The following is a 25,745-nucleotide window of genomic DNA, read 5'->3' on the forward strand; positions in this document are numbered from 1 at the left end:
TTTTCAGTTTTTGGTGGGAAATGCCGGGTCATTCCAGAAAAAGCGCTTCCGGGCCACCGGGTCCGGGTCCGGGATCTCAAACGTATAGCGCTCCGTTGCATTGATGACCGTGGTCTGGCCGTGGGTGCACACCCGGGGCAGATTGGCATTATAGCTCAGGTGGACATGTCCGTGCACGAACCACTTAGGCTGGTACTCCTCCAGCAGGTCGTTGAAGCAGGCAAAGCCCTTATGGGCCCGGTCGTTGCCATCGTTCAGGCCGGCCGCCGGGGAATGGGTCAGCAGCAGGTCGATGCCGCCCGCCCGGTGGGCCTTGAACCAGAGCCGCCGCATCCGGCGGCGCATTTCCTTCTCCGTGTACTGGAAGGTCTCCTCGCAGTTGTAGCGGATGCTGCCGCCCAGCCCCATGATGCGCAGCCCTTTCCAGACATACACCTGATCGTCCACACAGATGCAGCCGCCCGGCTCGCCCTCCGTGCGGTAGGAGCCATCGTGGTTGCCGTGGACATACAAAATGGGGGCCGCCGTAAAATTTGTTATATATTCGAGGTATTTTTTTGGCAGATCCCCGCAGGAGAGGATCAGATCGACCCCAGCCAGGCGTTCCCGGGAGCAATAGTCCCACAGCGCCTTGGAGGGGGTATCGGAAATTGCAAGTATCTTCACGTCCGCAACACTCCGTTCTGTCGAGCTTTTTACAGTGTCGTCTCTTTCAGGCTGCTCAGGCCGTTGATCTCCAGCAGGCCCAGCGTTCTGACATCCAGCTGATCGTACCGGGGCAGGCTGCCCTCCACACACTCGCCCAGCCAGTCCATCTCCATCAGTTCCTTGGGGGTGTAGGTGTCTGCAGTGGGTGCCTTGGGGATATGCCCCTGCGCAAAGATGCCCGCCGGGAAGATGGGGAACTCGTTGGCCGCAAGGTTCTTTTCCAGCAGATCGAGCAGCTGCTGCGTGCCCTTGGGCAGGGTCTCGTAGTAATCCAGCCGCTCCGCGTCACTGCGGAAGCCCCACCAGTAGTTGATGGCCTTGCCGCTGGAACCGCTGTCCCAGGTGCCCTCGAAGATGGAGCGGATGATGCCGATATAAAACACTTCCCACTTCCAGACCGGCAGCGCCACCGGCTGGATGCTGCCATCCGGCATCCGGCGGCACAGGCCGTATTCCCTGGCGCTGCCGGTGGGCTCAAAGGGGCTGCAGGCGTAGAACAGCTCGATATCCGGGCAGTCGGAGAAATCCAGCGGTTTCCCCGGCTCCTGCAGGCAGGCCCAGCGCAGCAGGATATGGCTGTTGGGCCGCACGGTGCGCAGGCCCCGGGCAAAGGCATTGACGGCCGCAGGCACACCGTAAACGGGGTTGGCCGCCACATAGCCCACCCGGTCGGTCAGATTCAGGATACCCGCCAGCATTCCCAGCAGGTAGTTGGCCTCATAGGTGCGGGGGTAATAGGTGCGTACCAGCGGATGGGGCGCGTTCAGGCAGCAGTTCAGGAACCGGGTCTTGGGGTGCTGGGCCGCCACCTTGAGGCAGGCGGGCCGCATCCGGATGCTGGTGGTGAACACCACATCCGCGTTGTCGTGGGCCACCTCTTCCATGATCTGCTCCGCGTCCACCTCGGGGGAGACGTTTTCCCGGTTGGTGATGACGAGCCGGTCCGGGAATGCCTTTTTCAGGGCCTCGATCCCCTTTTCGTGGCCCCGCACCCAGGCGCTATTTTTAGCATTGTACTCGTGCAGGAACACCACCTTGAGCTGGCTGGGCTTGCTGAAGATGTTCAGCTTGTTCAGCAGCGGTTCACTGCCGGGCTTTGGCTCCAGCGAAAGCTCCACGGCGTGGGGCTCCGTCAGGATCTTGATCTCATCCCACAGCTTGGCCAGGTTTTCCCGCACCTGGCTGGGGGTGGACTGGCAGGCATCCGAATACCGGTAGACCGAGAGGTACACCAGCAGCGCGTCGCCCGGGGTCAGCCCCAGGGCGGAGCCGCCCAGCGCATAGAACTGCTGGCTGAACATGGTATACAGGGCCGAGAAGTTCAGCCGGTCGTCATCCGACCATACCTCGCTGGCGGCCTTGCAGACCAGTGTCTGCAGCTTTGCATAGCCGCCCAGCCGGGAGAACCGGACATTGTTGATCTTGCTCAGCTTATAAAAATCAAGAAACTCGTAATAGATCTTGTTTTCCAGCGTGTCGTTCCGGGCCGGAACAAGCCGGGTGACCGTGCCCGGAATGGTGACCGCCTCGTAGTATTTGAGGACAGACACCCGTTTGTTGCCCTCCTGCACATAGAACTTGTTCAGGTATTCGTAGGCAATGATGGGGGTGTGGATGCCCTCTTCCAGATGGGCCTCGCAGAGATTCGACCACTTGACGGCAAACTCGGTGTCCTCTTCCAGCAGGGGCATAAAGTTGGCCGCAAAGGCTGTGTGCCGTCCGCTGGTCTTGGTGCCCACAATGCTCTCGGCGGGGATATCCACCAGCCCCAGCGGCTCCTGGGCAACGATGTTCACCCCGTTCAGGATATCATCCAGCACCGCAAGGTACGGCGACTGGCCGCGCGCCACACAGGCACGGTAGGCACGCTGGCCCGCGCGCAGGGCGCTTCTATAATCTTCTATCATGGCCATAGCAGAACTCCCTTCTTCAATGGCTCCTGTTTTCCTTTCCCGGCCCGCGCCGCCGTGTTTGCGGCACAGGTCTAAGGACAGTATAACATGAAATTCGGATTTATGGGAGACTTTCTCCGGCAAAGGTGTTGATTTACAGAATTTTTTCAGGTACGATAAATAGGAAACCATATTTGTGAGGTACATTTTCATGCAGACTGAACAGCTGCCCCGCCTGGAAGCGGGGGAATACCCCGGCGGCATCTGGTACTACGAGCCCCACACCTACCTGCCCTACCGCTATGTGCTGGGCCGGGTAGGCAGGCACCCGCTGGTGTGCATCGGCATCAACCCCAGCACCGCCCAGCCCGGCGCGCTGGACCCCACCTTAAAGAGTGTGGAGCGGCTGGCCAACGCCAACGGCTTTGACAGCTGGATCATGTTCAACGTATATCCCCAGCGCGCCACCGACCCCAACGACATGGACCGGGTGCCGGACCGCGCCCTCTGCGACGAGAACCTGCGCTGGCTGCGGGCCGTTCTGGCCGAGACCGAGCCCACCATGTGGGCCGCATGGGGCACCCTGATCGAAAAGCGGGACTACCTGCCCGGCCTGATGCGGGAGATGGTGGCCCTGACAAGAGAGCGGGACATCCCGTGGGTCACCTTTGGCAAGCGGAGCAAAAAGGGCCACCCCCATCACCCGCTCTACCTGCGCAAAGATTCCACACCCGAGCCGTTTGATGTTGAAAACTATCTGGACACCTGTTTTTGAGGGAGGGATACCATGACCCCGGAACGCTACCAGGCCCTGCTGCGCTGGCTGGAGGCCCGCCCCGCCCTGAAAAAGCTGGTGATCGCCCTGAACCGCTGGCTGCCTGCCGTGCCCTTTGCCTGCTACCCTTTGCTGCTGGTGCTGCTGAATGTGCGGTGGTTCCGGCTGCTCTCCGCAAACCGCGCCGCCGCTCTGGATTTTATGCAGCTCATTGCCCGGGCAGTCTTTGTGCCGGCCTTCGTCTTTCTGGGCGGCACGCTCCTGCGGGCCAGGCTGAACTTTCCCCGCCCGTATGAGCAGCCCGGCTTCACGCCGCTGGTGCCCAAGGAGACCCACGGCAAGTCCTTCCCCTCTCGCCACGCCCTGAGCGCCGCCGTGCTGGCCGCTGTGTGGTGCTACTTCTACCCCGCCGCCGGGGCCTGCATGGTGGTGGTGGCCCTGCTCATCTGCGCCCTGCGGGTGCTTGCCGGGGCGCACTATGTCCGGGATGTGGCCGCCGGTGCTCTGCTCGGCTTTGCCCTTGGGGCCGCCGGAATGTGGCTGCTGTGACCCCAAAATGCCCCCTGCGCCGGAAAATCCAAAAAAATTTGAAATTCCGCTTGACAGAAGCCTATGCGTATGGTATTATACTTCTCGCAGCGTGTGCCGAACGCACACTGCCGCCAGATAAGTACCCCATGGGATAACAACGTGCGCCCGTAGCTCAGGTGGATAGAGCAACTGCCTTCTAAGCAGTGGGCCGGGGGTTCGAGTCCCTTCGGGCGCATATTATGTGGTGCCTTTAGCGTAGTCGGTTAACGCGCCAGATTGTGGATCTGGAGACCGTGGGTTCGAGTCCCACAAGGCACCCTGCTAGAGATCAGACCGGAAGCCGAAAGGTTTCCGGTCTGATTTTTTGCTTTTCCGGCCCATTTTAACACGTATTTCCGTTGTTTTTCCGCTTTCTGCCGAAAAGTACAACTTTTTTTGAAATTGCGCTTGACAATTCCGGATTCCATGGTATAATAACTAACGTTCCGAGCCGAACGGCCCACGAACAAAACAGAATATGCGGATATGGCGGAATTGGCAGACGCGTTAGATTCAGGTTCTAATCGGGGCAACTCGGTGGAGGTTCAAGTCCTCTTATCCGCACCATGACGAATGTTCTTACAGCATTTAGCTGTCAAAGAACATTCGTCATTTTTTATTTGCTAAATAGCGACATCACAGGGGGCGTAGTTCACAACTACGCCTTTTCTTGTATTCACCGATACATCGGGTGTCGGTAAAGGAAGTGCGCTTGGAATCTCGATGGTGCCCACGCAGTTGTAGTGAATGCGGAGCCGCTGCTCCCATACACCATTGACCTTTTCTGCATTGAACACTTCGATTTTTTCCACCAGTTCATTCAGCATCCGGGGTGTCAGCTTTTTTGCTCTGGTGTACTTGCGAACCAGACTGATGAACATATCCGTTGTCATGGTGCGGCTGCTCTGCTTTTCGATTTCGGAGCGGAGCTGTTTGATTTTCTCGGTCAGCTCCTTTTGCTCGTCCTCATATCTCCGGGACATTCTGGAAAAGCGTTCGTCAGAGATTTTGCCGGAAACATTGTCCTCATAGATGCGCTCAAAAAGGCCGTCCAGTTCTTCATCACGGGCAAGGAGTGCTTTCAACTCTTTCTCTTTCAGCTTGCGGTCGGCTTCGTCCGCCTGCTGGGAGTGCCCGATAATAGCCTTCAAAAAGTCGTCCTCATAGAGGCTGGCAAACTTGGTCAGCCGCCGAATCTCGCCCAGCACCACTTCTTCCAGAAAGTCTACCCTGATGTAGTGGGTGGATTGGCAGGTGCCACGGTTGCCCTTGTAGTTGGAGCAGTTGAAATACTTGATTTCCGGGTTGCCCTGATTGAAGTGGAAATGCAGATTGCAGCCGCAGTCTGCGCAGACAAGCAAGCCAGAGAACATATTGTGTTCTCCGTTGCTGGTACGGCGTTTGCGCATTTTTCCGCGTTTCTGCTGTACCTGTTCAAACACGGCTCGCTCAATAATTGGCTCGTGAACATTTTGGAACACTACCCAATTTTCCGGGTCGTTATGAATCCGCTTCTTATTCTTGTAGGACTTGGAGTAGGTTTTGAAGTTCAGAACATCACCACAATACTCCTGCTGGTACAGAAGATGGGTAATCGTGGAGCCATTCCACTTGGTGGCGGGGCGCGTCTTGGCCTTTCCGGGACGGCCGATGCCTTTCTGAATCCAGTAGGCCTGCGGCGTCAGGATGCCTTCCTTTTCAAACTGGGTGGCAATCTGTTCCGTGCCAAAGCCCTCCAACGTCATATCAAAAATGCGCCGGACAACTTGTGCAGCTTCTTCATCAATGATCCAATGCTTGGGATTGTTCGGGTCCTTGATATATCCATAGGGAGGAAGTCCCATCGGTTCGCCGGAGTTGCCTTTGATTTTATTACTGATACGGCGTTTCTTGCTGATGTCACGGGCATACCACTCATTGAACAGGTTTCGGATGGGTGCCAGTTCGTTTTCTCCCTCGGCCGTGTCGATGTTGTCCGAAACGGCAACAAGTCGGATGTCATGGTCTGGGAAAAATTCTTCTGTCAGCCGTCCGACCTCAATATAGTTTCGGCCCAGACGGGAAAGGTCTTTGACGAACACAGCGGAGGCTTTCCCTTGTTCGAGCTGCTGCATCATTTCAACGAAACCGGGACGGTTCATGGTCACGCCGGAAATGCCATCATCCAGAAAGTGAACCAGATTGGTATAGCCTTTTTCCTTTGCAACTTTGGTGAGCAGTTTCTTTTGGTTGCCGATGCTGTAACTCTCGCCCTCCAAATTATCATCACGGGAAAGACGCTCATAGAGAAAAGCGGTTGCTTCACGGGATTTCTTGTTACTCGACTGTTTCATACTCGCTCCTTTCTTGGGACAGTCGAATAGCAAATTCACTTGTACACCTATATTATAACACAATCCGCTTTCTCTGTCCGCTGCCTCCCGAAAGGTCATTATAATTTTTCGCTTTCGGATTTCATCAGCCGGAGAAGAACTTCTCCTAAGGTCTGGGAGCTTTCTTCTTTGAACACCGGCTCAACGATAAAGGAGCGATTGCCAATACGATAAGTTGAATCCAGAGTAAGCACCTCTGGATTTTTTGTTTTTTCAGGGTTTATCTTTTTCGCTTGCATCGTAAAATCCCCTTTCTTAAAAATCAAAAAATGAGCCAACGGACGGCTGCTGGCAGCAGCCCACGGGAATCTCACCCCTGCATTTCTCATGCAGCCCTACTCATTGCCTGCGACGCTCTGAACGCTCGGACTTTGACGGTAAGGGAGTATCAGCCTGTCGGTATGTCATGGCCCGCAAGCAGCCGCGCTTGCATTGCGGCGTGGTGATGATCGCTCCACTTTTCAAAGAAAAGTATCTTGGCGCACCCGCCGTCCGGCTCGATACAGACAGCAACGTGTCCGTTTGCCCTATGATGCACCGCCATTATCCTGCGGGCTTTCTTTGTCAAAGAACTAGAAAAGGCATCGTATGGAAAGGGGAACAGCACACGATGCCTACGTTGAATCAGGTCAAGTCAAAATCAAGGATAGCAATTATCAGTTTTGCTTCCAGACGATTGCGCAGTTCTTCATCAACTTGCAGACGAGGATAGCCGTCAGAGCCATAGCTCGTCCGAGTTGACAGTGCAGCAATGTAGCTAGAATAATGCCGGACTACCCGGCTCACTGCTTCGGCGTCTCCTGCAACAGCGGCAGCGATTATCGGGTAAGGAAGCAGCGATGCCCGTGTGTGCGCAGATTTAGTCATCCGCTTCACCTCCCATCAGCTTTTTCAGCAGCCGATAGGCTTTATACCTGCGAGTATTGACCGTTCTTCTGGCCATGCCCATGCACTTTGCTATCTGTTCGTCTGTCATCCATAGAAACCAGTGCATCATAAAAATTTCCCGGTCTTTTGGTGACAGCCGTAGAAGTGCCGTGGCCAATCGGTCGTTCTCGATTAGCACAACAGCATTTCCCACGGGAAAAGCCGTATACTCCCATGAGTAACGATCGTAAACTGCAAGCTGGGCCACATCTGTCCCGGACAGTTCTTCCAAAGATGCAAAACGTTTTTGATGACGGCTGATCTGCCGATAGCCGTTACATGCCTCGCATTTCAACACCTTTTTGCAGTAGCTGTCAAAGGCGTGCTGCTTGTGTTCGTAGTAGCGGTTTGGTTTCAAGTTTTCACCTCCCCTCGTGCTGGGAGGCAGCTCTTTTCTTCCCCTTTCGCTCACTACTCGTTCACCAACGGGTTCATTTGGCTGATTTTTAAGATTGATATGAAAATTTTTCCTGCCGTTCATAGAATTGTTCCTTTCGTTCTGTTCGGGTTTATAGGCCGGAGCAAAACGAGGCGGAGAACGGCATCCGATACCCAATCGTAGGTTGTCAAAATGCGGGGCTTTATCGGATGTGAATTGAAGTATATAAAAAGCGAGCCACAACTCACTTCTATGAGTATGGCTCGCCTCTACGTTATTTGAATATTTTTTTAATTGGTGTTAGGGCTTTTCGAGTGGGCGGTAAGCCCCATTTTATTTTGCGCTCCTTTATTTTGATACTCTTATCCATATAGCTCTTTGCTTCAAATTATGAGCTATAACTCACACAATGTGAGTTGTATGGTTATTTATATGAGCGATAGCACACCCTACAATGAGGTAGAGGTGATGTATAGTGAACAATCCTCTTGACTTGTTTGCATGGAAAGTGCGGTCAGAACGTAAGCGGCAGCATTTGACACAGAGAAAATTGGCTGAACGGCTCAATATGAACGCCCGTACAATCATAGATTTGGAAACCTGCCAGAGTAACCCCAAATTTGAAACGGTGGCTCTTGTCGCCAAAGAGTTAAATATCAGCGTGGATGCTGCCATTTTTCCAGACATGGTAAATCAGACGGTTTCAAAAACAGTTGTAGACTTCTTTGCCGGGAAAAGCGAGGCAGAAATTGAAAAATATATTGCGCTTTGCAAACAGGCGGAAGCATTTCAAAAAGACGAATAACGCGGTCGGATATATCAATCTCGGCCGCGTTATTTTTTACCTATTTGTTTCTATGCGGACGGATTATGATATACGCACAATGGAACCTCCGCATCGCATACGCTGAATTTTGTTAAGCAAGGCTCCATCCAGCCGCATTCTTTCGGATGTTGACAAACTCCTGATAAATGCCGGGCTGCTTCAAAAGTTCTTCGTGCGTGCCCTGCTGTGCAATCTGGCCGTTGTCAATGACCAAAATCTGATCGGCATTCTGGATGGTATTCAGACGGTGGGCGATTACGAGAAGTGTCTTGCCCTTTACCAGTTCCGAGATGGCCTCCTGAATATAGCTTTCGTTATCAGTATCTACGCTTGCGGTAGCTTCATCCAAAATGATGATAGGGGCATCTTTCAAGATGCAGCGTGCAATCGAGATGCGCTGCTTTTCACCGCCGGAGAGTGTAGCACCGCCTTCACCAACTACGGTCTGGAATCCATCAGGCAACGCCATGATGAAATCATAGCAGCGGGCCTTCTTAGCAGCTGCATAGACTTCTTCCTCTGTGGCGTCCGGTTTGCCTATGCTGATATTGTTGTAAATGGTATCTTGGAATAAGTACACTCGCTGGAATACCATGCTGATCTGCTCCATCAGCTCTGCCAAAGGCACGTTCCGAATGTCCATACCTCTTATTATTATGCTGCCAGATTTTACATCCCAAAGCCGAGCCAGTAAATTGGCAATAGTAGACTTTCCGCCGCCAGAAGGTCCGACTAAAGCAGTCATAGAATCTTTCTTCATGGCAAAGCTGATATGATGCAGAACTTCTTTGTCCTGATAAGCAAATACAACATCGTTAAACTGAACTTCTGGCTGTCCCGGCTGTGCCTGTGCAGGAAGATGCTGCTTGCCCGTGTCGGGAAGTTCAGGCTCATTCAGGACTGCTTCAATGCGGTCAAGAGCTGCATTCATAACGGTAAGGCGAGATGCTTCCCCATAAAGAGCTTTCAGCGGTCCAAAGAGGTCAAACACAAACAGCAGAACACCAAGCACATAGGCCAGCGGAAGTGCGCCGCGCTGTTCCAATACAATCGACAAGCCGAAAATCGCCGCAATACCAATGCCGTAAAGGATATTCAGACTCATTGTCCATGGTGTCATTTTCTGCTCAAAAGCAAGGGAGGTGTTTCTGGAACGCTGGAAATTGTCAGTCAATTCTTCTGATTTTTCGCCCAGCAGGTTGTAGCTCTTGATGACGCCAATGCCCTCCACAAAGGATAGCACCGCATCGGTCAGCCGTTCGCTCTGCTCCTGCCGCTCTGCGGCTTCCCGCAGGGAAACCTTGTTCATTCCTTTTGACACCAGCCATGCCAGAACCGTGACGGCAGCAGCAATCAAACCAAGCTGTACGTTCAAATAAAACATGAATACCAGCAGAATCAAGGAGGACAGCAGATAGCCCATCATGTTGCCCAGCGTACTCATAGCGACTTCTTCAATGAATACCATATCCGTGCTAAGAACAGAGCTGATTTTGCCAATGTTGCCGGAAGTAAAATAGCCCATCGGAAGTTTCCGCAGATGGCTGCCCAGTTCCATGCGTTTATCCGCAAACATCAAATATCCTGCGGCACTTTGCAGGCTGTCGCTGAGGTAATGAACAAGCATTTGCACCAACACTGCTGCGGCAAGTCCAAGGCCGATATAAAGGCAAGTCTGGCTGGTTAGTGTGTCAGCTGCAAAGCGGCTTAAAACTACAAAGGCAAGAACGATTGGCATTTTTGACAAAATGGATTCCAAAAACGCACAAACGAATGCACCTTGAATACGGCCTTTATAACGGCCGGAGAGTTTCAAAATTCTTGAAAACATCGCAAACATTTAGGCTCCCTCCTTTGCAGTGTGTACTTTCCATTCGGCACTGTCCTGTGCGGCTTTCCACAATTTCTGATATTCAGGGCAGGAGCGAATCAAATCCTGATGCTTACCCGCTGCTACCAATTTTCCGTGGTCGATGACACAAATTTGATCGGCATTCATAATGGCGGGCAGTTTGTGAGCAATCACCACGAGGGTCTTGCCTTTTACAAGTTCTGCAATGGCTGCTTCCATCTTTTCTTCATTTTCGGGGTCAGCATAGGCTGTTGCTTCATCAAGAACTACAATGGGGGCATCCTTTAAGATTGCTCGCGCCAGAGAAATACGCTGACGCTGACCGCCGGAGAGCATTTTTCCGGCATCGCCTGCCATGGAGTGAATGCCCTGCGGAAGTTTTTCAATGAACTCCATGCACTGAGCTTTCTTTGCGGCCTCTATTACTTCTTCATCCGTTGCAGTCAACCGACCGAGCCGGATGTTTTCCAGCAGAGAAGTATTAAACAAATACTGATCCTGCGCCACATAGGAGATACGACTGTTCAATGCTTCAAGGCTCATATCGCAAAGTTTCTGTCCGCCGATGGAAATGCTGCCCTTTTGCGGGTCATAATAGTGAATCAGCAGTTTTGCCAAGGTACTCTTGCCGGAGCCAGATTCACCGACAAGAGCAGTTTTTTGTCCAGCCTTTGCCGTAAAGGAAATATCATGGAGAACTTCATCCTCAACCACCGCGGGCTTTCCATCCGGGCCGGGCTGTGTTGTCTGGTAAGCGAAAGAAACATGGTCGTAAGTAATGGTGTCATCTATTCCATGGAATAGATCATTCGTCTGCTGAAGTTCCGGCGCATCCAACACCTGCTCCAATGCGGAGATTTTATAGTTGAGCTGGGGCATGGTTGGCAGAAAGCCAAGAGATTTCAGCAGCGGCATACCGATACTCAAAGAAAGACACAGCACCAAAATCAAATTGGGCAGAGCCGACCAGCCGCAGAGGACAAACCATGCACCCACAGGCAGGGTTAGGATGATGGTACAAGGAAGCAGGCTGCTGTAAATCGCCATCCACGGCCATGCCGCCCTATACCATGCCAGTGTATAGTTCCGATAATCTGATATATCTTTGCGGAACCGTTCGTAAGAATCTGCGTCTTTATTGAAAACCTTGACGACTTCCATACCGTTGATGTACTCAATAATGGTATTGTTCATCTTTTGCCCGGCCATATAGTAAGGTCCCATTTTCTTCATACCAACGGAATACATCGTCATCATGGCAACTAAGCTAAGCGGAATGGATGCCAAAGATAACAATGCCAGCTTCCAGTCTACAAAGAACATTGCCACATAAACTGCAATGGGAACCATCAGGTTGGCGATGCCCTCCGGCATAGAGTGTGCCAGCAGAACTTCCAGACTGTCTACATCGTCCACGAACAGCTTTTTCACGGTGCCAGTGCCTTTGTCCTGAATAACACCCAGCGGCAGTTTTTCAAACCGTTTTTGCAGAGCCGTCCGCAGACGGAGCAGCGTGTCATAAGCTGCTTTATGAGAGAGATTCAGGCCCCAGCCATAGAAAAGAGCTTGCAGCACTAGACATACCAAGACCAGTATGACATGCTGGATGATAAAGGAAGCAGTGATTGCCTCCCCCATGACCAGCGGTGCAATTACCTGATATGCCAGCACAAAGGGAAAAACACCCAGCAGAACACTGACCAGCACGATGGCTGTTGCAACATAGAGGCCTTTTTTATGAGGTCCGGCATATTCAAATACTTTTTGGAACATAAGTCCAACCTCCTATCATGTGAAATATTTTTCAGAAAGAGATTTCAAAACCGTTGGCGATAACTGCTGATTTTGAATTGTTCCATCATCATCCAGTTGCACAACCTCTGTGCAGGTACGGACAATAAATTCAAAATCATGAGAAACCACGAACACGATTACCCCGGAATCGGAAAGTTGTTCAATCAGCTTGCTGACACGCACCATAGAATCATAATCCAAGCCGCTGGTGGGCTCGTCGAAGTAGATTACGGGGCTGTCCTTTACGATTGCCACTCCAATGGTAACCCGTTGTTTTTGACCGCCTGAAAGCGATGCTGGGTGTCTTTCCCGATAGTCCGACAGTTCCAATGCGTTCAATACTGCATCTATTTTTTCTTTGCAATCTTCCTGCATTCCAAGGGAAAGTTCTTCTTCCACGCTGCTGGCAAAGAGTTGATAGTCTGTATCCTGCATAACAAGATAGGAAAGTGACCGCCGCTGCCGGGGTGTGAGCTTTTTTCCATCAAGACGAACTTCTCCATGCCGCTGTTTCAACAGGCCAGTCAGAATAGACAGGAGCGTTGTTTTTCCGGCACCATTATGGCCTAAAATGCCTATCACGTCCCCCGAATGAGCTTCAAAGCTGACATTTTGGAATACTTCTGGACCTTTCTTGTAGGCAAAGCCTAAATCGTGGACTTCTAGTAAGTGCGTTGTATTTTGAGAATGCGGCTTTTCCTGATAATGCTCTGCATCACGTTCCGGGTATGCGGTTCGCAGACCATAAGAAATTCGTGTTTCTTCGGGCAAAGAGCAAAACTGTTCCCTTGTAAACTCATGCTCAATTTTTCCATTCTGTATCAGAAAAGCTCTGTCAATCAAATCTCGCAGATAGTAAAAGCGGTGTTCTACTACAAAAATGGTATAGCCGGCACTCTTGAGCTTTTCCATGATTTCAGCAAGCCGTTTGGTGGCGGCATAGTCCAGATTGGCCGATGGTTCATCAAAGATGTAGACCTTTGGGGCAAGCGCATAAACAGAGCCAATCACAATCTGCTGTTTTTCTCCGCTGGATAACGCAAAAATACTTCGATTCAGGTATTCGACCAACTCCAATTCTTTGGCTGCTCGTGCAATCCGGTCAATGGTTTCCTCACGGGCCAGTCCGAGATTTTCACAGCCGAACGCCAATTCTCGTGTGGTATCGGTCATAAAAAACTGTGAGCGTGGGTCTTGAAAGACAGTTCCTACCTGTCCGGCCAGTTCGGAGGGCTTCATTTCCAAAAGCGAATGTCCATCCATAAGCAGATCGCCTTTAATTTCACCGGGGTAAAAATGTGGAATAAGTCCATTGAGGGAACGAATCAACGTTGTCTTGCCGCAGCCACTTCGCCCGGTCAGAAGAATAAACTCGCCGGTCCGTACAGTCATGTCAATGCCGCGGAGGGTAAAATTTTTGCTTTCTTCATAACGAAAGCTGAAATTCTGGAATGAGATCATCGTCATACCCTCCATAAAATGATTTTGCCGATTTGAGTCTGGTCAATAAAAAGCAGTCCGACCAAAAAGAGGATACCAAGCAGTGATACCACAATTTCCGGCCATGCAAAACGAATCGGGCGCAGTGCATACCGCTTACATTCCAATTCCAGACCACGCGTTGTGCCGGAGGCCGCCAGTTCATCGGTAACTTTCAAGCAGCGCATCAGCAACGGTATCAAAATGTACTCTATGGTTGCTAATGGGTGACATACCCGCTTCCACACTGTATCGCTGATACCGCGAATATCCATTGTGCTTCGGATTTGCCGATATTCAATCCGTAGGGTAGGAATATAACGGAACATGACCACAAGCGGAATCGTAACTGCCTGCGGCAGCCGCATTCTTTGGAGGGCTACCATCAAGTCATCCATATAAGTGGTCTGCAATATCCAGAGCCCCATCATTACAATGGGAATCAGTTTCAGAACGGTCACGCCAAATACGCTCATAATCACGCTCAAAACTGGAACTTGAACATAGCGGAGCAAGGCATTAAGATAAGCCACAACGATATAAGTTATTATCATTTTTGCGGCCCATTTTCCGCCATTACCTAAGGCAATGAACAGCCCATAAACCAGCATGAGCGCAAGGCTGACCACTTCTCCGGCCAGAAAATAACTGACAAAACCGATACAGACTAAGAGAAGAATTTTGCAGCGCGGGTCCAGAAGCGCAGTTCCATGAAGGGGCTGTCGCTCAATAATTTGTTTGATTTGTGTTTCATCCATTCTGATGCCTCCTTATCAACAGCAGAGCGCGGGACTACTTCCAGCCCCGCGCTCTGAAATCAGGCAGCCCGTTTGCCTGCGTTTGTATGATGGATTTTCAGGGGGCTGTTCTTGTTATTTTACAGAAACGAGTCCAGCCTTGATGAAATGCTTTTTCAATGCTTTCTGGCCGATAAATCCGCCAATCAGGCCGCCCACCAGTCCAGCAGCAACAATGACTACCAGCATGGGAACAGAAGTGATATTGAGCATTCCCTGAATGTACTCCGGGGCAATATTGTTTTTCTCCATTGCGCCAACAAACGCACTTTGAAGAAATTTGATGGGGCAGATAGCACTAAAAGCAAAAATAGCACTGAACAGCGCATAGGCCGCCATCATGGACTTCATTGTGATTTCATTTCGGCCCATGATCAGAAAATCGCAGATGACACCGCCAATTACCAAGCCGATGGGAAGGAACCAGAAAGCACCTACCAGCAGGAACAGGATAGCCTGAATTGCGGCACAAATGGTAAACACGCCTTTCTTCGGAACTTTGGCCAGCAGAAGCATCATAACGATGCCATTCGGAATAGCCATAACGGACGGATAAAACACGTTGGTCACTGGGCCAGCCACGCTCATAATAGTGCTGATAATCATGCAGATAATCCACATGAGCGCTGTCAGGATGCCAATGAGAATAAAGTCTTTCGCATTCAACTTTTGTTTCATTTTTATGCCTCCTCGCTTTTATCGGAAAATAAAAAATGCGATGTGGTTATTTGAAACTAACCATATCGCAAATTGTACCAATTTAGATTATCAAATCCAACCCAAAACCTACCCGTTTTGACCCAAAAACAGTCAGAAGCTACTTTTTATGGGTATCAAATCGGCTTTCACGGTAGTTCTTTGGTGCCACGCCATATCGCTTTTTGAAAGCGGCGGCAAGATTGCTGGGCTTTCCGTAGCCAACGATTGCTGCAATCTCGCTTACATTTCGGTCCCCCTCCAATAGCAGCTGTGCTGCCTGTGTCAAACGCTGTTCAATTATGTATTGATGAATAGGCATACCATAAAATGATGAAAAACCGCGTGTCAATTTTGTTGTGCTTAAATGCACCAGATGGGAAAGTTCTTCACAGGATGGGGCAAACGCAAGCTGACTGTCTATAATCCGTTTAGCTTCCATAATGGCAGTCCGTTCCGTTCTGGACATGGAAACATTTTTTCCCATTAGAATATCCAATTCAAGGACTTCGCCTAAATAAATAGACAATAGCTCCAGAAGTTTTCCGTCAAGATATAAGTAACCCAATCCTCCGCGGTATTGTGTAAATTGGCTTGTTTCCGCTAGAATTTGGTCCATGATGGGGGTCACGGGAACTTTTGAAATGCCATCAAGAAGTTTCTTTTCGTAAGCCGCTGCTTCCTGCCCATCAAAATAATCTGTGAGCAGCTGCGAGAAATAGGCAATCGGAATTTTTATACTCTTAAATGAAAAATTGCTATCCTTTTTATAGCAGGCATATTCGGTTCCTCCATGTCCCGCATAGATACAGGATTCATTTTTTTGAATCGTAATGGAACGCTTTTCATCAATGATGCCCCAAGAGATTCCATCATTCAGGCAGAAGATAATCTGCATATAATCTTTACTGACGGTTCCCTGTACATTCATATCCGACTGGTAACACATTTGCCAATCCGAAAAGATGATGCCGTGCTTGATTTGGGTCTGTGCAATTCGTCCTTTCCCCATATCAGACGGAATATCTATTGAAATTGTTTGGGGCGAATTGGCTATCAGGTCGTTGTATAGCTTACCAAGATAGTGACTTCCGTGCGTCATAGGATGAGGTTCACCTCCCATTTTGGTTAGTCTGTGCTAATTATGATACTTTATTTTTGCATCACAGTCAAGATGTAGCCAAAAGACAGGGTTTGAATTGTAGTATTAGTAGAGGGGACGGTTTAGGGGAGAACTTACAGAGCAAGCATAGGAAGTGTGTACCCACTTCCGTATTTTGCTCTGCAAAACAGCTTGTTGGGAAGTGTCCCAAACCCTCAAAACGGAAAGGAGAGTAAAACGAATGGAAAGCAGAAAACGAACCGTGCAGGTCAAATTTTATGTGACGGAAGAAGAACGGAGGTTGATTCGAGAAAAAATGAAATTGATACCAACCCGGAATATGGCCGCCTATCTGCGAAAGATGGCGATAGATGGTTATGTTGTCCACATCGACACCACCGACATCCGGGCGCAAACCGCCGAACTGCAAAAGATTGGTGTCAACGTCAATCAGATCGCGCGGCGGCTGAACAGCATGGGGCCGCTGTACACACAAGACGTTGCGGACATCAAGGGAGCATTGGCGCAGATATGGCAGTTACAAAGATACATCCTATCAAGTCAACGCTGAAAAAGGCATTGGACTACATCGAGAATCCGGCCAAGACGGACGAAAAAATGCTGGTGTCCTCCTTTGCCTGCTCCTACGAAACCGCCGACATCGAATTTGAACTGCTGCTGTCACAGGCCATGCAGAAAGGCAACAATCTGGCCCACCACTTGATACAGTCTTTTGCGCCGGGCGAAACCACGCCGGAGCAGGCCCACGAGATTGGTCGACAGCTTGCAGATGAAGTCCTGCAAGGAAAATATCCCTATGTACTGACCACGCACATTGACAAGGGGCATGTCCACAACCACATCATTTTCTGTGCTGTGGACATGGTGAACCAGCGGAAGTATGTTTCCAACCGGCGGAGCTATGCTTACATCCGGCGCACCAGTGACCGACTTTGCAAGGAACACGGCCTGTCCGTGGTAATGCCCGGCCAAGACAGAGGCAAGAGCTATGCCGAGTGGGACGCACACCGCAAGGGTACAAGCTGGAAGGCGAAGCTGAAAGCTGCCATAGATGCAGCCATCCCGCAGGCCAAGGATTTTGACGATTTTCTGCGGCTCCTGCAGGAGCAAAGCTATGAGGTCAAGAGGGGCAAGTACGTTTCGTTCCGTGCGCCCGGACAGGGACGGTTCACCCGCTGCAAAACGCTGGGCGAAGCCTACACCGAAGAAGCCATCACCGAGCGCATCAAAGGGCGGTTCGTGGAGCGGAAGCCCAAAGAAAACCGCAAAATTTCGCTGCGGATTGATTTGGAAAACAGCATCAAGGTCCAACAGTCCGCAGGGTACGAGAAGTGGGCAAAGCTCCACAACTTGAAACAGGTTGCCCGGACGCTGAACTTCCTGACTGAGCATGAAATCGAAAGCTACCCGGATTTGGAAAGCCGGGTGGCCGAGATCGCCGCCGCCAGCACCGAAGCGGCCGCCGCGCTGAAAGCGGCCGAACGCCGGCTTGCAGAAATGGCCGTGCTGATAAAGGATGTCACCACCTGTAAGGAACTGCGCCCACTGTTGCAGGAGTATCAGCGGGCCGCTGACAAAAAGCAGTTCCGGCGCAAGCATGAAGGCACCCTGATTCTCTATGAAGCAGCGGCCAAGGCCCTGAAAGAACAGGGCTTTCAAAAGCTGCCCGACCTCTACACCCTGAAAGCCGAGTATAAGCAACTGGCCGAGCAGAAAGACCAGCTGCAGCGGCAGTACAATGATGCCAAACGCCAGATGCAGGAATATGACATCATCAAGCAGAATGTGGACGGCATTCTGCGGACAGCACCGGGAAAGGAGCAGATGCAGGAACGGTAAATCTGCACAAAATATTGTTCGGATTTTTGAATCCAAAACGCTTAGACCGGGTGGCGTTTCCGCCCGAAATCATGTAAAATAGACTTAGACAACGAAAGCGAGGAACCCTCTATGGCAGAAGTGAACGATAACAGCTCTATCCAGCTTTTTGAAGATCAGAAAATCCGTACTGCATGGGATGCAGAAAAGGAAGAATGGTATTTTTCAATTATTGATGTTATTTCTGTTTTAACTGGAACAGCAAATCCACGGCGATATTGGAGTGACCTGAAACGTAAGCTGAAAACTGAGGGAGCAAATGAGTTGTACGAAAAAATCGTACAACTGAAAATGTTATCCCCTGATGGAAAACGGTATAAGACGGATGTTGCTAACACTGAACAGCTCCTACGCATTATCCAGTCCATTCCGTCTCCGAAAGCTGAACCGTTCAAGGCATGGCTGGCAATGGTGGGCAAGGAACGCATCGAGGAAACCATCGACCCGGAGCAGGCCATCGACCGCGCGCTTGATACCTATTTGAAAAAAGGCTACTCCGAAGAATGGATTCATCAGCGGCTTTTGGCAATCCGCATCCGAAACGAACTGACGGATGAATGGAAGAAGCGTGGAGTGCAAAAGGGCAAGGAGTATGCTATCCTGACCGATGAAATCTCCCGCGCATGGTCCGGCATGACCACGGGGCAGTACAAGCGGCTGAAAGGTCTGACAAAAGAAAATCTCCGGGACAATATGACTGATTTGGAACTTGTGTTGACCATGCTGGCCGAAGCCTCCACCACGGATATTTCCAAGACTGCAAAGCCGCAGACCTTTGAAGAAAACAAGCAGGTTGCCAAGCGTGGCGGCAAAGTGGCCGGCATTGCGCGGCAGGCTCTTGAAGCGGAAACCGGCAAACCCGTTATCACAGAAAAAAATGCGTTTGACTTCCAGCAGCTTGTGACCGACATTGTAGAAGATGCCGCCGAACTGCCAGAAAATCCCACCGAGAAAAAAGATAAAGAGTGATACATGAAAATAGCCGGACACAGCGGCCACAAGGCCACCGTGTCCGGCTATTTCTATGCCGACAAAGACACATTACTTTGATTAAAAATAATGTGTGGCTGTCAAGCTGGCAGGATTATTCACCTGCAAAGTCAAACCTCTGCCCGTCAAAGTCTGCATCGGTCATGCGCTCCAACTTGGCAATGGTGCTGTTTGCCAGTTGCCGCATTTCGGTGTCCATATCCGGCAGGGCGGCCAGCATCCGCGCCATCGTCCGGCGGCGGTCAGAGGTGTGGTACATACAGATCAAATTTTCTTCTTCCACGCTGAAATTCATGGTCAGACCTCCAATTCCTTTGTCTTTTCCCGTGGCTGTGTTTGCTTGCTCTGCTCTTTTTTTGCGGCATCCAGCTGTGCCCGGATGGACGGCTTTTTCGGTTTTGCGGCGCGGGACTTCTTGGCTTTCGGTGCCTTTTCCTCGGCCTTGACTGCGGCGGCAAGGTCCGTCAGAGAAATTTGTTCTCCGGCCTTTGCTTTGGCTTCCAACTCACCTAAAGAGGGCGCATTGTTCAGCACACCGTCAATCATGTTTTCGTTCTGTTCGGTGGAAAGCTCTGCGGTGCGCAGCGGATTTTCCCGTAAGAACTCCGGCACCTGCTGGAAGCCCACACTGTCGCAGTAGTGGGCGGTGTCCTGCCCATTCTGGTGCAGCACCACTACATCCGAAACAGACAGCGAGTGTCCCTTGAAGTCTGCTGGATGGTCTATATTGAATGTGCGGTAGATGTCCTCCAACGTGGTACCAACAGTCAGCGGCGCGGCATACACCTCCATATAGTTTGCCTTATCCACGGTTCGGCCAGCGGCCTGCAGGCGGTCGTAGGGCTCAAAACGGTAATCGCGGGTGGAATCTTCATTGCGCAGCTGGTAGATGGAAAAGCTATCCTGCTGCGGTGCCTCAAAGCCTGCCGCCGCGTATTCCTCTACGGTCATTCCGGCGGCCGCCGCTTCCTGCGCGATCTCGGACTGTACCTGCGCCTTGTAGTCCTGCAAACTCTGGTCAAAGTCGGCCAGCTTGGGCGGTTCCGGCAAGTCATACTGGCCTTGGTTGAGCAGCGGGCGGCAGTCCTGCACATAGGTTACAATGGCATTGTAATAGGCGGCTTGTTCCGGCGAAATATCCTGACCCTCTCGCAAAGCGGCGGTAGCCGTCTGCTCCATAGCGGAAAGATTGCAATGCTGTTTGAGGTACGGGATAAACTCGGTCAGTACCATTTCCCGCTCTGCCTTGTCCTGCTCCCACGCTTCCGGGCCTTTGTTGTGCAGAACAAAATTTTTCCAGTTCTCGTCCCTGGCATAGTATTCGTGGTAGTTCTGGATATGCTGAACCAAAGAACCCTCTCCGTCACCAAAATCCTGCCGTCCCTCGTAGTTGTCGGGCTGGCCGTTCAGGGTAAAATCAATACGGAATGCGGTCTTGTCGTACCAGCCGCCCGTGTAGCCGTCCTTTTCCCGGTCCGTGTGCTGAGCAGTGTCCAGTTCTTCAAAAACACGATTCGCCACGGACAGCGGCATGATTTCGCCGTCCTGCAGCTTGTCGCTTTCGCTCCACAGAATCGTGACCGTGGGCTCTGCGGCAGGGTCTGGAATTTTGACAGGCGCGGGAAGTTCGTTGGCCTTTTCCGCCGCCTCTTGGAACGCCGCCAGCTTATCGCCCAACAGAACTTCCGCCACCGCGGCTGTCTGCCCCAGCAGATTAAGTGCTTCCTGCCCGGCATCCGGCAGGGTCAGACCGGGCGCGTCCAGCTGCCCACCGTCCAGAGCCGTGTGGTCCGGGCCATACAAAGTGTAGTCATAGCCAGAATCGCAGGTCTGGATGAACAGCGTATTGCCATTGTCCAGTGCAAATGCGGCCTCCTGTGCAGCGGAAAGGTCTGCTTCCCGCTGCTGGCGAAGTTCTGCCAGATGTTCGTCCAGCGCGGAGATCAGCTCATGGGCCGCGCTGCGGATAATTTCCAGAGATGCTTTCAGTTCCGCCAGTTCCCGGCCGGAACTCCACCCAGCCACATAACCAAAGGAATACTCGGACGTGTCCAGCCCGTAGTGCTGGCAGACGGCATAGGCCACGCTTTCGGCCTGCACCTCGCGGGTGCGGCTGTCCGGGCGGCTGGTCTGTTCCGGGTCGTTGGGGTCGATGGCGTGCAGCTTTGCATGGGCAATCTCATGGATGGCTGTCTTGATGGTCTGTAACTGGCTCATGCCCTCTTGGATGGCAATGCGGTTGTCGAGCAGATGAAAGTACCCATGCGCGCCGCCCTCGATGTCCTCAAACCCGATGGGCACCGGGGATGCCTGCTCCAATGCCTTGAAAAAATCTTGATAGTCCTGCACGCTGCCGGAAAGTTCATTCACCGCAATGGATGGCAGCGGTTCGCCCTCGGTCTGGCTGACATCGAACACAGAAACCACTTTGAAGGCCGGAATCTGCACCGTCTTTTCCTCGGTCAGTGGCATACCGTCTTTGTCCAAAACGGGCTTGCCCTGTTCGTCCAGTTTTTCCGTTTTCTGCTTGACCTTGTAGGGCGCGGGAGCAAGAATCTTGATGCCCTTTTCGCCCTTTTTCACGGTGCGGTGGAACGTGTCTTTCCACTTGTTGAAACCCGCCACCAGCTGTCCGCCCTGCATGGCGATCAGCAAGGTGTTGTTGAAGCTGTAATTGTGAAACTTCGCCATCGTGGTGAGGTAGGCTTTGTAGCGGTCGCTGTCGAACAGCTCTTGAATCCCTGTTTCCAGCCGGTCTGTAATTTCTTTCATTCGCTCTGCGCTATCTTTGCCGTTCAGAATGATTGGGAGAACCTTTTGCGGCTGCGGCTCGCTCTGCATAGGCGGCGGGATGTTAGCTGCATCCCGCAGGATTTCCGGCACAGGAAAGGACAGCACCCGGTATTCTTCCGGCACAGGCTGGCCCTCGTGGACTTTCTGCCACTCGTCCCCGCTTTTGACAAGGTAGCCGTACTGGGTGAACACTCCCTGCTCCTGCTGGGCCACATACCGGCCAAACTGTGCCGTGTCGATGCCTCCTTTCCATTCCTCCGGCATATCCACCATGCCGGAACGGTTCAAGTAGTAGTCTCCCAGCTGGGCAGGGCCGCGCACATCCGGCAGATGCACATAATAGTCCACGTTTTCGGGAAAGTCGGTGATTCTCCCGATGCTGGAAAGCTCACTCTGCGGGACTTGCAGGGCGGCGTTCAGCTCTGTGCGTTCCCCGGTAGAAAGCGTTTCCAGTCGTGATGCCAGAAAGTTCAGTTCGTCCACATTGGATGCCAGTACCATGTTGTAGGGAATCGCAAAACGCTTTTCTTCCTCGGCAAAATAGCCGGAAATGAAAAGGCCCTGCAGATTATCGGACGAAATGCCGATTTGCCGCAGGGCTGCTTGTACCTGTTCGGTTGTGGTAGGCAGGTCCAGCCAAACGCCATCTCTGCCTTGCTGCTGCCGATTTTGCAGCTGGATGGAAAATAATTCGCTCATTTGGTCACACTCCTTTTTTGCTATCCTACGGATAGAGAGAGCCGGTTATGGCAAAATGAATGCTTCACCTTACCATAACCGGCCCTCGTATTTTTGCCTTACTCTTTGCGCTCTACCCGGTAATTGACGTACTTGCCTCCCGTATCTGCCAGAAGCACCGTTGCATCATAGGTTTTGCCTGTCTTTTCGGAATAGAGGCCCTTGACCTTTGCCTTACCGTTTTTGAGCAGAGCAGCGGCGATCTTCGGTGTGAACGCCTTTTTGCGCTGCTCAAAGAAGCGGTCATTCTTCCACATCACGAACTGACAGCTACGATTCCCGCAGTAGAAGTTTTTCTTGCCCTCATAGACGTTTTCACTGCACCGGGGACACTTGCCGATAATAACCCGTTCCGACTGGAACAGGTTTTGCTTATCTGCACTGATACAAGAATAGGTCTTGACCAGCTGACGCACCTGCGCTTCAATTTCGGCCATGAACTCGTCCGGGTCTGCATTGCCCTTGGCAATCTCGGTCAGGCGATTTTCCCATTCGGCGGTCAGGACGGGAGAGGTCAGGCTTTCCGGCAGAACCACCGCCAGATTGATGCCGTCCTTGGTGGGGACAAGCTGTTTGCCTTTGCGCTGCACAAAGCCTATTTGCACCAGTTTTTCCAGAATCGCGGCACGGGTGGCGGGAGTACCCAGCCCCTTACGTTCCGCTTGGCCCAGGCCACCCTCTCTTGCTCCTGCGGAGCAATTCACCTTGTCCTCCGGCATGTCCTCGGCCCCTGCCCGCTCCATTGCCGACAGGAGCGTATCTTCGGTGTAGGCTTTTGGCGGGGACGTGAAATGTTCCGAAATGTCAGTTGTCACGGAAAAGTTCTGTCCCTCGGTCAGTTCCGGCAGGGTGTTCAGGGTTTCCGTTTCTTCTTCGCCGTCTGTTTTCAGGGTGGAGCGGAACCTCTGGTCGATCTCTTTCCAACCGGGAACAAGCACGGTCTTTCCCTTGGCGGCGAACTCGTTCCCTGCACAGGAGAACACAGCAGTCACAGTTTCGTACTCATGGGGTGCAGCCACGGCGCAGAGCAGCTTGGAGCAGACAAGGTTCATCAGCTTGCATTCACTCTCGGCAAGACCAGTGAAACCCTGCTTTACAAATTCGGACGTGGGGATGATGGCGTGGTGGTCCGATACCTTTTTGCTGTTCAGCACCCGGCCTACTTCCGCAGTCAGCGCAAGTCCTTGGGCAAAGGGCAGCAGCCCCAGTAGGTCAGACACAAGATGCTGTGCCGTCCGGCCCATGTCCTCGGTCAGATATTGGCTGTCTGTGCGGGGATAGGTCAGCAGTTTCTTTTCGTAAAGCTGCTGAGCGTAATCAAGGGTCTGCTTGGCCGTGAAACCGAACAGGCGGTTTGCCTCCCGCTGCAAGGTGGTCAGGTCATAGAGCTTGGGCGGCTGTTCCGTCTTTTTCTCACGCCGAATGGATACGCAGACTGCATTTGCACCCGTGCATTTTTCTTTGAGCAAATTTGCGGCTTCTGCATCCGAAATTCGCTCACTGTCCGCTTTCAGGCTGCCGGACTGGATACCGACCGTGTAATATTTTTCTTTCTGGAAGCGCAGGATTTTTGCATCCCGGTCCACCAGCATTTTCAATGTCGGTGTCTGTACGCGGCCCACGGTCAGAGTCTTGTGGTACAGCACCGAAAACAGCCGCGTTGCATTGATGCCCACCAGCCAATCCGCCTTTGCACGGCAGAGGGCCGATTGATACAGAGCATCATAATCCGAATCCGGGCGCAGGTTTGCAAAGCCCTCCCGGATAGCGGCATCCTCCATGCTGGAAATCCAGAGCCGCTTTACGGGTTTCGTGCAGCCGGCCATTTGGTAGACGAAACGGAAAATCAGTTCTCCCTCCCGGCCTGCATCGGTCGCGGCGGTCACACTGTCCACATCCGGGCGGTTGAGCAGAGAGCGCACAATTTCAAACTGCTGTTTCTTTTCGTCCGGGACAATGAACTGCCACGGCTGGGGCAGGATGGGCAAATCCTCATACCGCCACTTACAGTATTTTTCATCGTACTGGCCCGCCTCGGCAAAGGACACCAGATGCCCGATGCACCAGCTGACCAGATACCCGCCGCCCTGCCAATAGCCGTTTTGCTTTTCAGTGGCCCCGATCACGGCGGCGATGCTACGGGCCACACTGGGCTTTTCGGCAATCACCAGCTGAAAACTCATGTTTCGTCCTCCTGTCCGTCCTCCGAATGAATCTCAATTTCAGCCGGTTCCTCGTCTGCATCCTCGTCCTCGCCAAAATCGTACTCGTCCAGATCATCGTGCCCGGTGATGTCGGCCTTGGGTTTGCGGAACTTGAAATAATAGAGTGCTGCACCGCTGCCCGCCAGAGCCAGTACCAGCAGGATCATCAGACTGCCTATGCTGGATTTCGGCTTTTCCTCCGGCGTTTCGGTGTCAGTTTTCACAGCTTCCGGGGCCGTGCAGTTGCGCAGGCTCTTTTCACACAAGGGGCAGTTTTCGTTGACATTCCCGGCCTCACATTTCACCGTGCAGGTGCAGACTTCGGCTTCCTGCGGTTCTTCATCCAGCAGGGCCAGCAAGTCGGCATCGTCCACTTGGTTCAGAAAGTGGACAGACGTTTCTTTGTCCTCATTGGCGCGGTCAATCAGGATGTAAAAATAATTCCCGGCCTTGGTGGTCACAGTGATAAGCTGCTTGTCACCGTAAAAATCATCCACCAGTGTTGCATTGCCCTTGGGCGTGATGGGCACGCCCTCCGGCTTCATGCCGCCCGTAGTCGCTTCCTCGTCCACAATCTCCGGCAGAGGTTCCGGGGCAGGGTCAGAGCCGCTTGCAAAAGCGGGCATGGAAAAGGAGCAGAGGCAGAGCAGGATAGCCAGCAGCCCAACTGCAAAACGGCAGCTCCAATCAGGTTTCATCGGCGGCATCCTCCTGTTTGTGGTACGGGGTGACAGTGGGTGCAGCGTTCAGCGCACCGCTGCGCAGGAAAGCTGCGAACTCGTCCGGCTTCATGTTCATGCTGCGCACCAGCTGAATGATTTGCAGATTTTCCTGTTCGGTCTTTTCGGCTTCCAGTTCTTTCAACTGCTGCTGGTATTCGCCGATTTTTTCTTTGAGCCGTTCGATGTCGCGCTCAATGCGGGAAAGTCTTTTTGCCATACAAAATCCTTTC

At 52.0% G+C, this 25,745-nt stretch carries 23 protein-coding genes and 3 tRNA genes; 9 read left to right on the forward strand and 17 right to left on the reverse strand.

Annotation, left to right across the window (positions count from 1 at the left end; translation table 11 throughout):
- Window positions 1-3 precede the first annotated feature (3 nt).
- Entirely contained in the window at window positions 4-666 is a 663-nt protein-coding gene (locus GXM22_RS12260; RefSeq protein WP_005935041.1) for a metallophosphoesterase family protein, read from the reverse strand.
- Between the two features lie 29 nt (window positions 667-695).
- Window positions 696-2,621: a BMP family ABC transporter substrate-binding protein gene (locus GXM22_RS12265; protein ID WP_242651692.1), complete on the reverse strand. Its 1,926-nt coding sequence runs from the start codon at window positions 2,619-2,621 to the stop codon at window positions 696-698.
- A 190-nt stretch (window positions 2,622-2,811) separates the two neighbouring features.
- On the opposite strand from GXM22_RS12265, the gene GXM22_RS12270 reads away from it, so the two are divergent.
- The 5 genes from GXM22_RS12270 to GXM22_RS12290 all read left to right on the forward strand — a co-directional run bounded on the left by GXM22_RS12270 (window position 2,812) and on the right by GXM22_RS12290 (window position 4,512).
- A complete protein-coding gene (locus tag GXM22_RS12270; protein ID WP_005935043.1) occupies window positions 2,812-3,375 on the forward strand; it encodes a DUF1643 domain-containing protein in 564 nt (187 codons plus the stop codon).
- Window positions 3,376-3,387: 12 nt separating this feature from the next.
- Entirely contained in the window at window positions 3,388-3,924 is a 537-nt protein-coding gene (locus tag GXM22_RS12275; protein WP_005935044.1) for a phosphatase PAP2 family protein, read from the forward strand.
- 143 nt (window positions 3,925-4,067) lie between these two features.
- Window positions 4,068-4,141 (forward strand) — tRNA-Arg (locus tag GXM22_RS12280).
- 9 nt (window positions 4,142-4,150) lie between these two features.
- A tRNA-His gene (locus tag GXM22_RS12285) sits at window positions 4,151-4,224 on the forward strand.
- Window positions 4,225-4,425: 201 nt separating this feature from the next.
- Window positions 4,426-4,512: transfer RNA gene (locus GXM22_RS12290), tRNA-Leu, on the forward strand.
- A 56-nt stretch (window positions 4,513-4,568) separates the two neighbouring features.
- On the opposite strand, the gene GXM22_RS12295 is transcribed toward GXM22_RS12290, so the two are convergent.
- From GXM22_RS12295 to GXM22_RS12310, 4 genes are all read right to left on the reverse strand, one after another.
- Window positions 4,569-6,278: a recombinase family protein gene (locus tag GXM22_RS12295; RefSeq protein ID WP_099357285.1), complete on the reverse strand. Its 1,710-nt coding sequence runs from the start codon at window positions 6,276-6,278 to the stop codon at window positions 4,569-4,571.
- A 98-nt stretch (window positions 6,279-6,376) separates the two neighbouring features.
- A complete protein-coding gene (locus GXM22_RS12300) occupies window positions 6,377-6,646 on the reverse strand; it encodes a hypothetical protein (RefSeq protein ID WP_005935048.1) in 270 nt (89 codons plus the stop codon).
- A gap of 295 nt (window positions 6,647-6,941) precedes the next feature.
- Window positions 6,942-7,184 carry a helix-turn-helix domain-containing protein gene (locus tag GXM22_RS12305; RefSeq protein ID WP_020990051.1) on the reverse strand — a complete coding sequence of 81 codons (243 nt, stop codon included), beginning with the start codon at window positions 7,182-7,184 and terminating at the stop codon, window positions 6,942-6,944.
- Window positions 7,177-7,725 (reverse strand): sigma-70 family RNA polymerase sigma factor, encoded by a 549-nt coding sequence (locus GXM22_RS12310; protein WP_035394772.1) that lies wholly within the window; start codon window positions 7,723-7,725, stop codon window positions 7,177-7,179. Before GXM22_RS12310 ends, GXM22_RS12305 begins: the two co-directional genes overlap by 8 nt.
- Before the next feature lie 373 nt (window positions 7,726-8,098).
- Here GXM22_RS12310 and GXM22_RS12315 point away from each other — a divergent pair, with 373 nt between their 5' ends.
- A complete protein-coding gene (locus GXM22_RS12315; protein WP_020990050.1) occupies window positions 8,099-8,428 on the forward strand; it encodes a helix-turn-helix domain-containing protein in 330 nt (109 codons plus the stop codon).
- A 112-nt stretch (window positions 8,429-8,540) separates the two neighbouring features.
- Here the strand turns inward: GXM22_RS12315 and GXM22_RS12320 are convergent, their stop codons facing one another.
- From GXM22_RS12320 to GXM22_RS12345, 6 genes are all read right to left on the reverse strand, one after another.
- Window positions 8,541-10,289: an ABC transporter ATP-binding protein gene (locus GXM22_RS12320; RefSeq protein WP_005935055.1), complete on the reverse strand. Its 1,749-nt coding sequence runs from the start codon at window positions 10,287-10,289 to the stop codon at window positions 8,541-8,543.
- Window positions 10,290-12,074 (reverse strand): ABC transporter ATP-binding protein, encoded by a 1,785-nt coding sequence (locus tag GXM22_RS12325; protein ID WP_005935057.1) that lies wholly within the window; start codon window positions 12,072-12,074, stop codon window positions 10,290-10,292.
- Window positions 12,075-12,089: 15 nt separating this feature from the next.
- Window positions 12,090-13,556 carry an ABC transporter ATP-binding protein gene (locus tag GXM22_RS12330; protein WP_335341481.1) on the reverse strand — a complete coding sequence of 489 codons (1,467 nt, stop codon included), beginning with the start codon at window positions 13,554-13,556 and terminating at the stop codon, window positions 12,090-12,092.
- 2 nt (window positions 13,557-13,558) lie between these two features.
- Complete coding sequence (locus GXM22_RS12335; protein ID WP_005935061.1) at window positions 13,559-14,332, reverse strand: energy-coupling factor transporter transmembrane component T family protein; 774 nt, start codon at window positions 14,330-14,332, stop codon at window positions 13,559-13,561.
- A 114-nt stretch (window positions 14,333-14,446) separates the two neighbouring features.
- Window positions 14,447-15,049 (reverse strand): MptD family putative ECF transporter S component, encoded by a 603-nt coding sequence (locus GXM22_RS12340; protein ID WP_005935064.1) that lies wholly within the window; start codon window positions 15,047-15,049, stop codon window positions 14,447-14,449.
- 139 nt (window positions 15,050-15,188) lie between these two features.
- Window positions 15,189-16,169, reverse strand: coding sequence for a helix-turn-helix domain-containing protein (locus GXM22_RS12345; protein WP_005935065.1), 981 nt, complete (start codon window positions 16,167-16,169; stop codon window positions 15,189-15,191).
- Window positions 16,170-16,410: 241 nt separating this feature from the next.
- Between GXM22_RS12345 and GXM22_RS12350 the strand changes: the two genes are divergently transcribed.
- The 3 genes from GXM22_RS12350 to GXM22_RS12360 all read left to right on the forward strand — a co-directional run bounded on the left by GXM22_RS12350 (window position 16,411) and on the right by GXM22_RS12360 (window position 19,037).
- A complete protein-coding gene (locus GXM22_RS12350) occupies window positions 16,411-16,740 on the forward strand; it encodes a plasmid mobilization protein (RefSeq protein WP_005935067.1) in 330 nt (109 codons plus the stop codon).
- A complete protein-coding gene (locus tag GXM22_RS12355) occupies window positions 16,701-18,029 on the forward strand; it encodes a relaxase/mobilization nuclease domain-containing protein (protein WP_035394776.1) in 1,329 nt (442 codons plus the stop codon). The genes GXM22_RS12350 and GXM22_RS12355 overlap by 40 nt, the downstream gene beginning before the upstream one ends.
- 111 nt (window positions 18,030-18,140) lie before the next feature.
- Entirely contained in the window at window positions 18,141-19,037 is an 897-nt protein-coding gene (locus GXM22_RS12360) for a BRO-N domain-containing protein (RefSeq protein WP_005935071.1), read from the forward strand.
- Between the two features lie 115 nt (window positions 19,038-19,152).
- Here the strand turns inward: GXM22_RS12360 and GXM22_RS12365 are convergent, their stop codons facing one another.
- The 5 genes from GXM22_RS12365 to GXM22_RS12385 all read right to left on the reverse strand — a co-directional run bounded on the left by GXM22_RS12365 (window position 19,153) and on the right by GXM22_RS12385 (window position 25,732).
- Complete coding sequence (locus tag GXM22_RS12365; protein WP_005935073.1) at window positions 19,153-19,353, reverse strand: transposon-transfer assisting family protein; 201 nt, start codon at window positions 19,351-19,353, stop codon at window positions 19,153-19,155.
- Between the two features lie 2 nt (window positions 19,354-19,355).
- Window positions 19,356-22,550, reverse strand: coding sequence for a YodL domain-containing protein (locus GXM22_RS12370; protein ID WP_005935075.1), 3,195 nt, complete (start codon window positions 22,548-22,550; stop codon window positions 19,356-19,358).
- 98 nt (window positions 22,551-22,648) lie between these two features.
- Complete coding sequence (locus GXM22_RS12375) at window positions 22,649-24,772, reverse strand: DNA topoisomerase 3 (protein ID WP_005935499.1); 2,124 nt, start codon at window positions 24,770-24,772, stop codon at window positions 22,649-22,651.
- Window positions 24,769-25,491 carry a DUF4366 domain-containing protein gene (locus GXM22_RS12380; protein WP_005935496.1) on the reverse strand — a complete coding sequence of 241 codons (723 nt, stop codon included), beginning with the start codon at window positions 25,489-25,491 and terminating at the stop codon, window positions 24,769-24,771. Before GXM22_RS12380 ends, GXM22_RS12375 begins: the two co-directional genes overlap by 4 nt.
- Window positions 25,481-25,732, reverse strand: coding sequence for a DUF4315 family protein (locus GXM22_RS12385; protein WP_005935494.1), 252 nt, complete (start codon window positions 25,730-25,732; stop codon window positions 25,481-25,483). Before GXM22_RS12385 ends, GXM22_RS12380 begins: the two co-directional genes overlap by 11 nt.
- Window positions 25,733-25,745 lie beyond the last annotated feature (13 nt).

Origin of the sequence: Faecalibacterium duncaniae (assembly GCF_010509575.1) — a bacterium.
Lineage (GTDB): Bacteria > Bacillota > Clostridia > Oscillospirales > Ruminococcaceae > Faecalibacterium > Faecalibacterium duncaniae.

Coding starts and splice junctions, on each gene's coding strand:
- GXM22_RS12265 (WP_242651692.1), bottom strand. CDS start 2,621: ATGGCCATGATAGAAGATTATAGAAGCGCCCTGCGCGCGGGCCAGCGT.
- GXM22_RS12270 (WP_005935043.1), top strand. CDS start 2,812: ATGCAGACTGAACAGCTGCCCCGCCTGGAAGCGGGGGAATACCCCGGC.
- GXM22_RS12275 (WP_005935044.1), top strand. CDS start 3,388: ATGACCCCGGAACGCTACCAGGCCCTGCTGCGCTGGCTGGAGGCCCGC.
- GXM22_RS12295 (WP_099357285.1), bottom strand. CDS start 6,278: ATGAAACAGTCGAGTAACAAGAAATCCCGTGAAGCAACCGCTTTTCTC.
- GXM22_RS12300 (WP_005935048.1), bottom strand. CDS start 6,646: ATGAGAAATGCAGGGGTGAGATTCCCGTGGGCTGCTGCCAGCAGCCGT.
- GXM22_RS12305 (WP_020990051.1), bottom strand. CDS start 7,184: ATGACTAAATCTGCGCACACACGGGCATCGCTGCTTCCTTACCCGATA.
- GXM22_RS12310 (WP_035394772.1), bottom strand. CDS start 7,725: ATGAACGGCAGGAAAAATTTTCATATCAATCTTAAAAATCAGCCAAAT.
- GXM22_RS12320 (WP_005935055.1), bottom strand. CDS start 10,289: ATGTTTGCGATGTTTTCAAGAATTTTGAAACTCTCCGGCCGTTATAAA.
- GXM22_RS12325 (WP_005935057.1), bottom strand. CDS start 12,074: ATGTTCCAAAAAGTATTTGAATATGCCGGACCTCATAAAAAAGGCCTC.
- GXM22_RS12330 (WP_335341481.1), bottom strand. CDS start 13,556: ATGATCTCATTCCAGAATTTCAGCTTTCGTTATGAAGAAAGCAAAAAT.
- GXM22_RS12335 (WP_005935061.1), bottom strand. CDS start 14,332: ATGGATGAAACACAAATCAAACAAATTATTGAGCGACAGCCCCTTCAT.
- GXM22_RS12340 (WP_005935064.1), bottom strand. CDS start 15,049: ATGAAACAAAAGTTGAATGCGAAAGACTTTATTCTCATTGGCATCCTG.
- GXM22_RS12345 (WP_005935065.1), bottom strand. CDS start 16,169: ATGACGCACGGAAGTCACTATCTTGGTAAGCTATACAACGACCTGATA.
- GXM22_RS12350 (WP_005935067.1), top strand. CDS start 16,411: ATGGAAAGCAGAAAACGAACCGTGCAGGTCAAATTTTATGTGACGGAA.
- GXM22_RS12355 (WP_035394776.1), top strand. CDS start 16,701: ATGGCAGTTACAAAGATACATCCTATCAAGTCAACGCTGAAAAAGGCA.
- GXM22_RS12360 (WP_005935071.1), top strand. CDS start 18,141: ATGGCAGAAGTGAACGATAACAGCTCTATCCAGCTTTTTGAAGATCAG.
- GXM22_RS12365 (WP_005935073.1), bottom strand. CDS start 19,353: ATGAATTTCAGCGTGGAAGAAGAAAATTTGATCTGTATGTACCACACC.
- GXM22_RS12370 (WP_005935075.1), bottom strand. CDS start 22,550: ATGAGCGAATTATTTTCCATCCAGCTGCAAAATCGGCAGCAGCAAGGC.
- GXM22_RS12375 (WP_005935499.1), bottom strand. CDS start 24,772: ATGAGTTTTCAGCTGGTGATTGCCGAAAAGCCCAGTGTGGCCCGTAGC.
- GXM22_RS12380 (WP_005935496.1), bottom strand. CDS start 25,491: ATGAAACCTGATTGGAGCTGCCGTTTTGCAGTTGGGCTGCTGGCTATC.
- GXM22_RS12385 (WP_005935494.1), bottom strand. CDS start 25,732: ATGGCAAAAAGACTTTCCCGCATTGAGCGCGACATCGAACGGCTCAAA.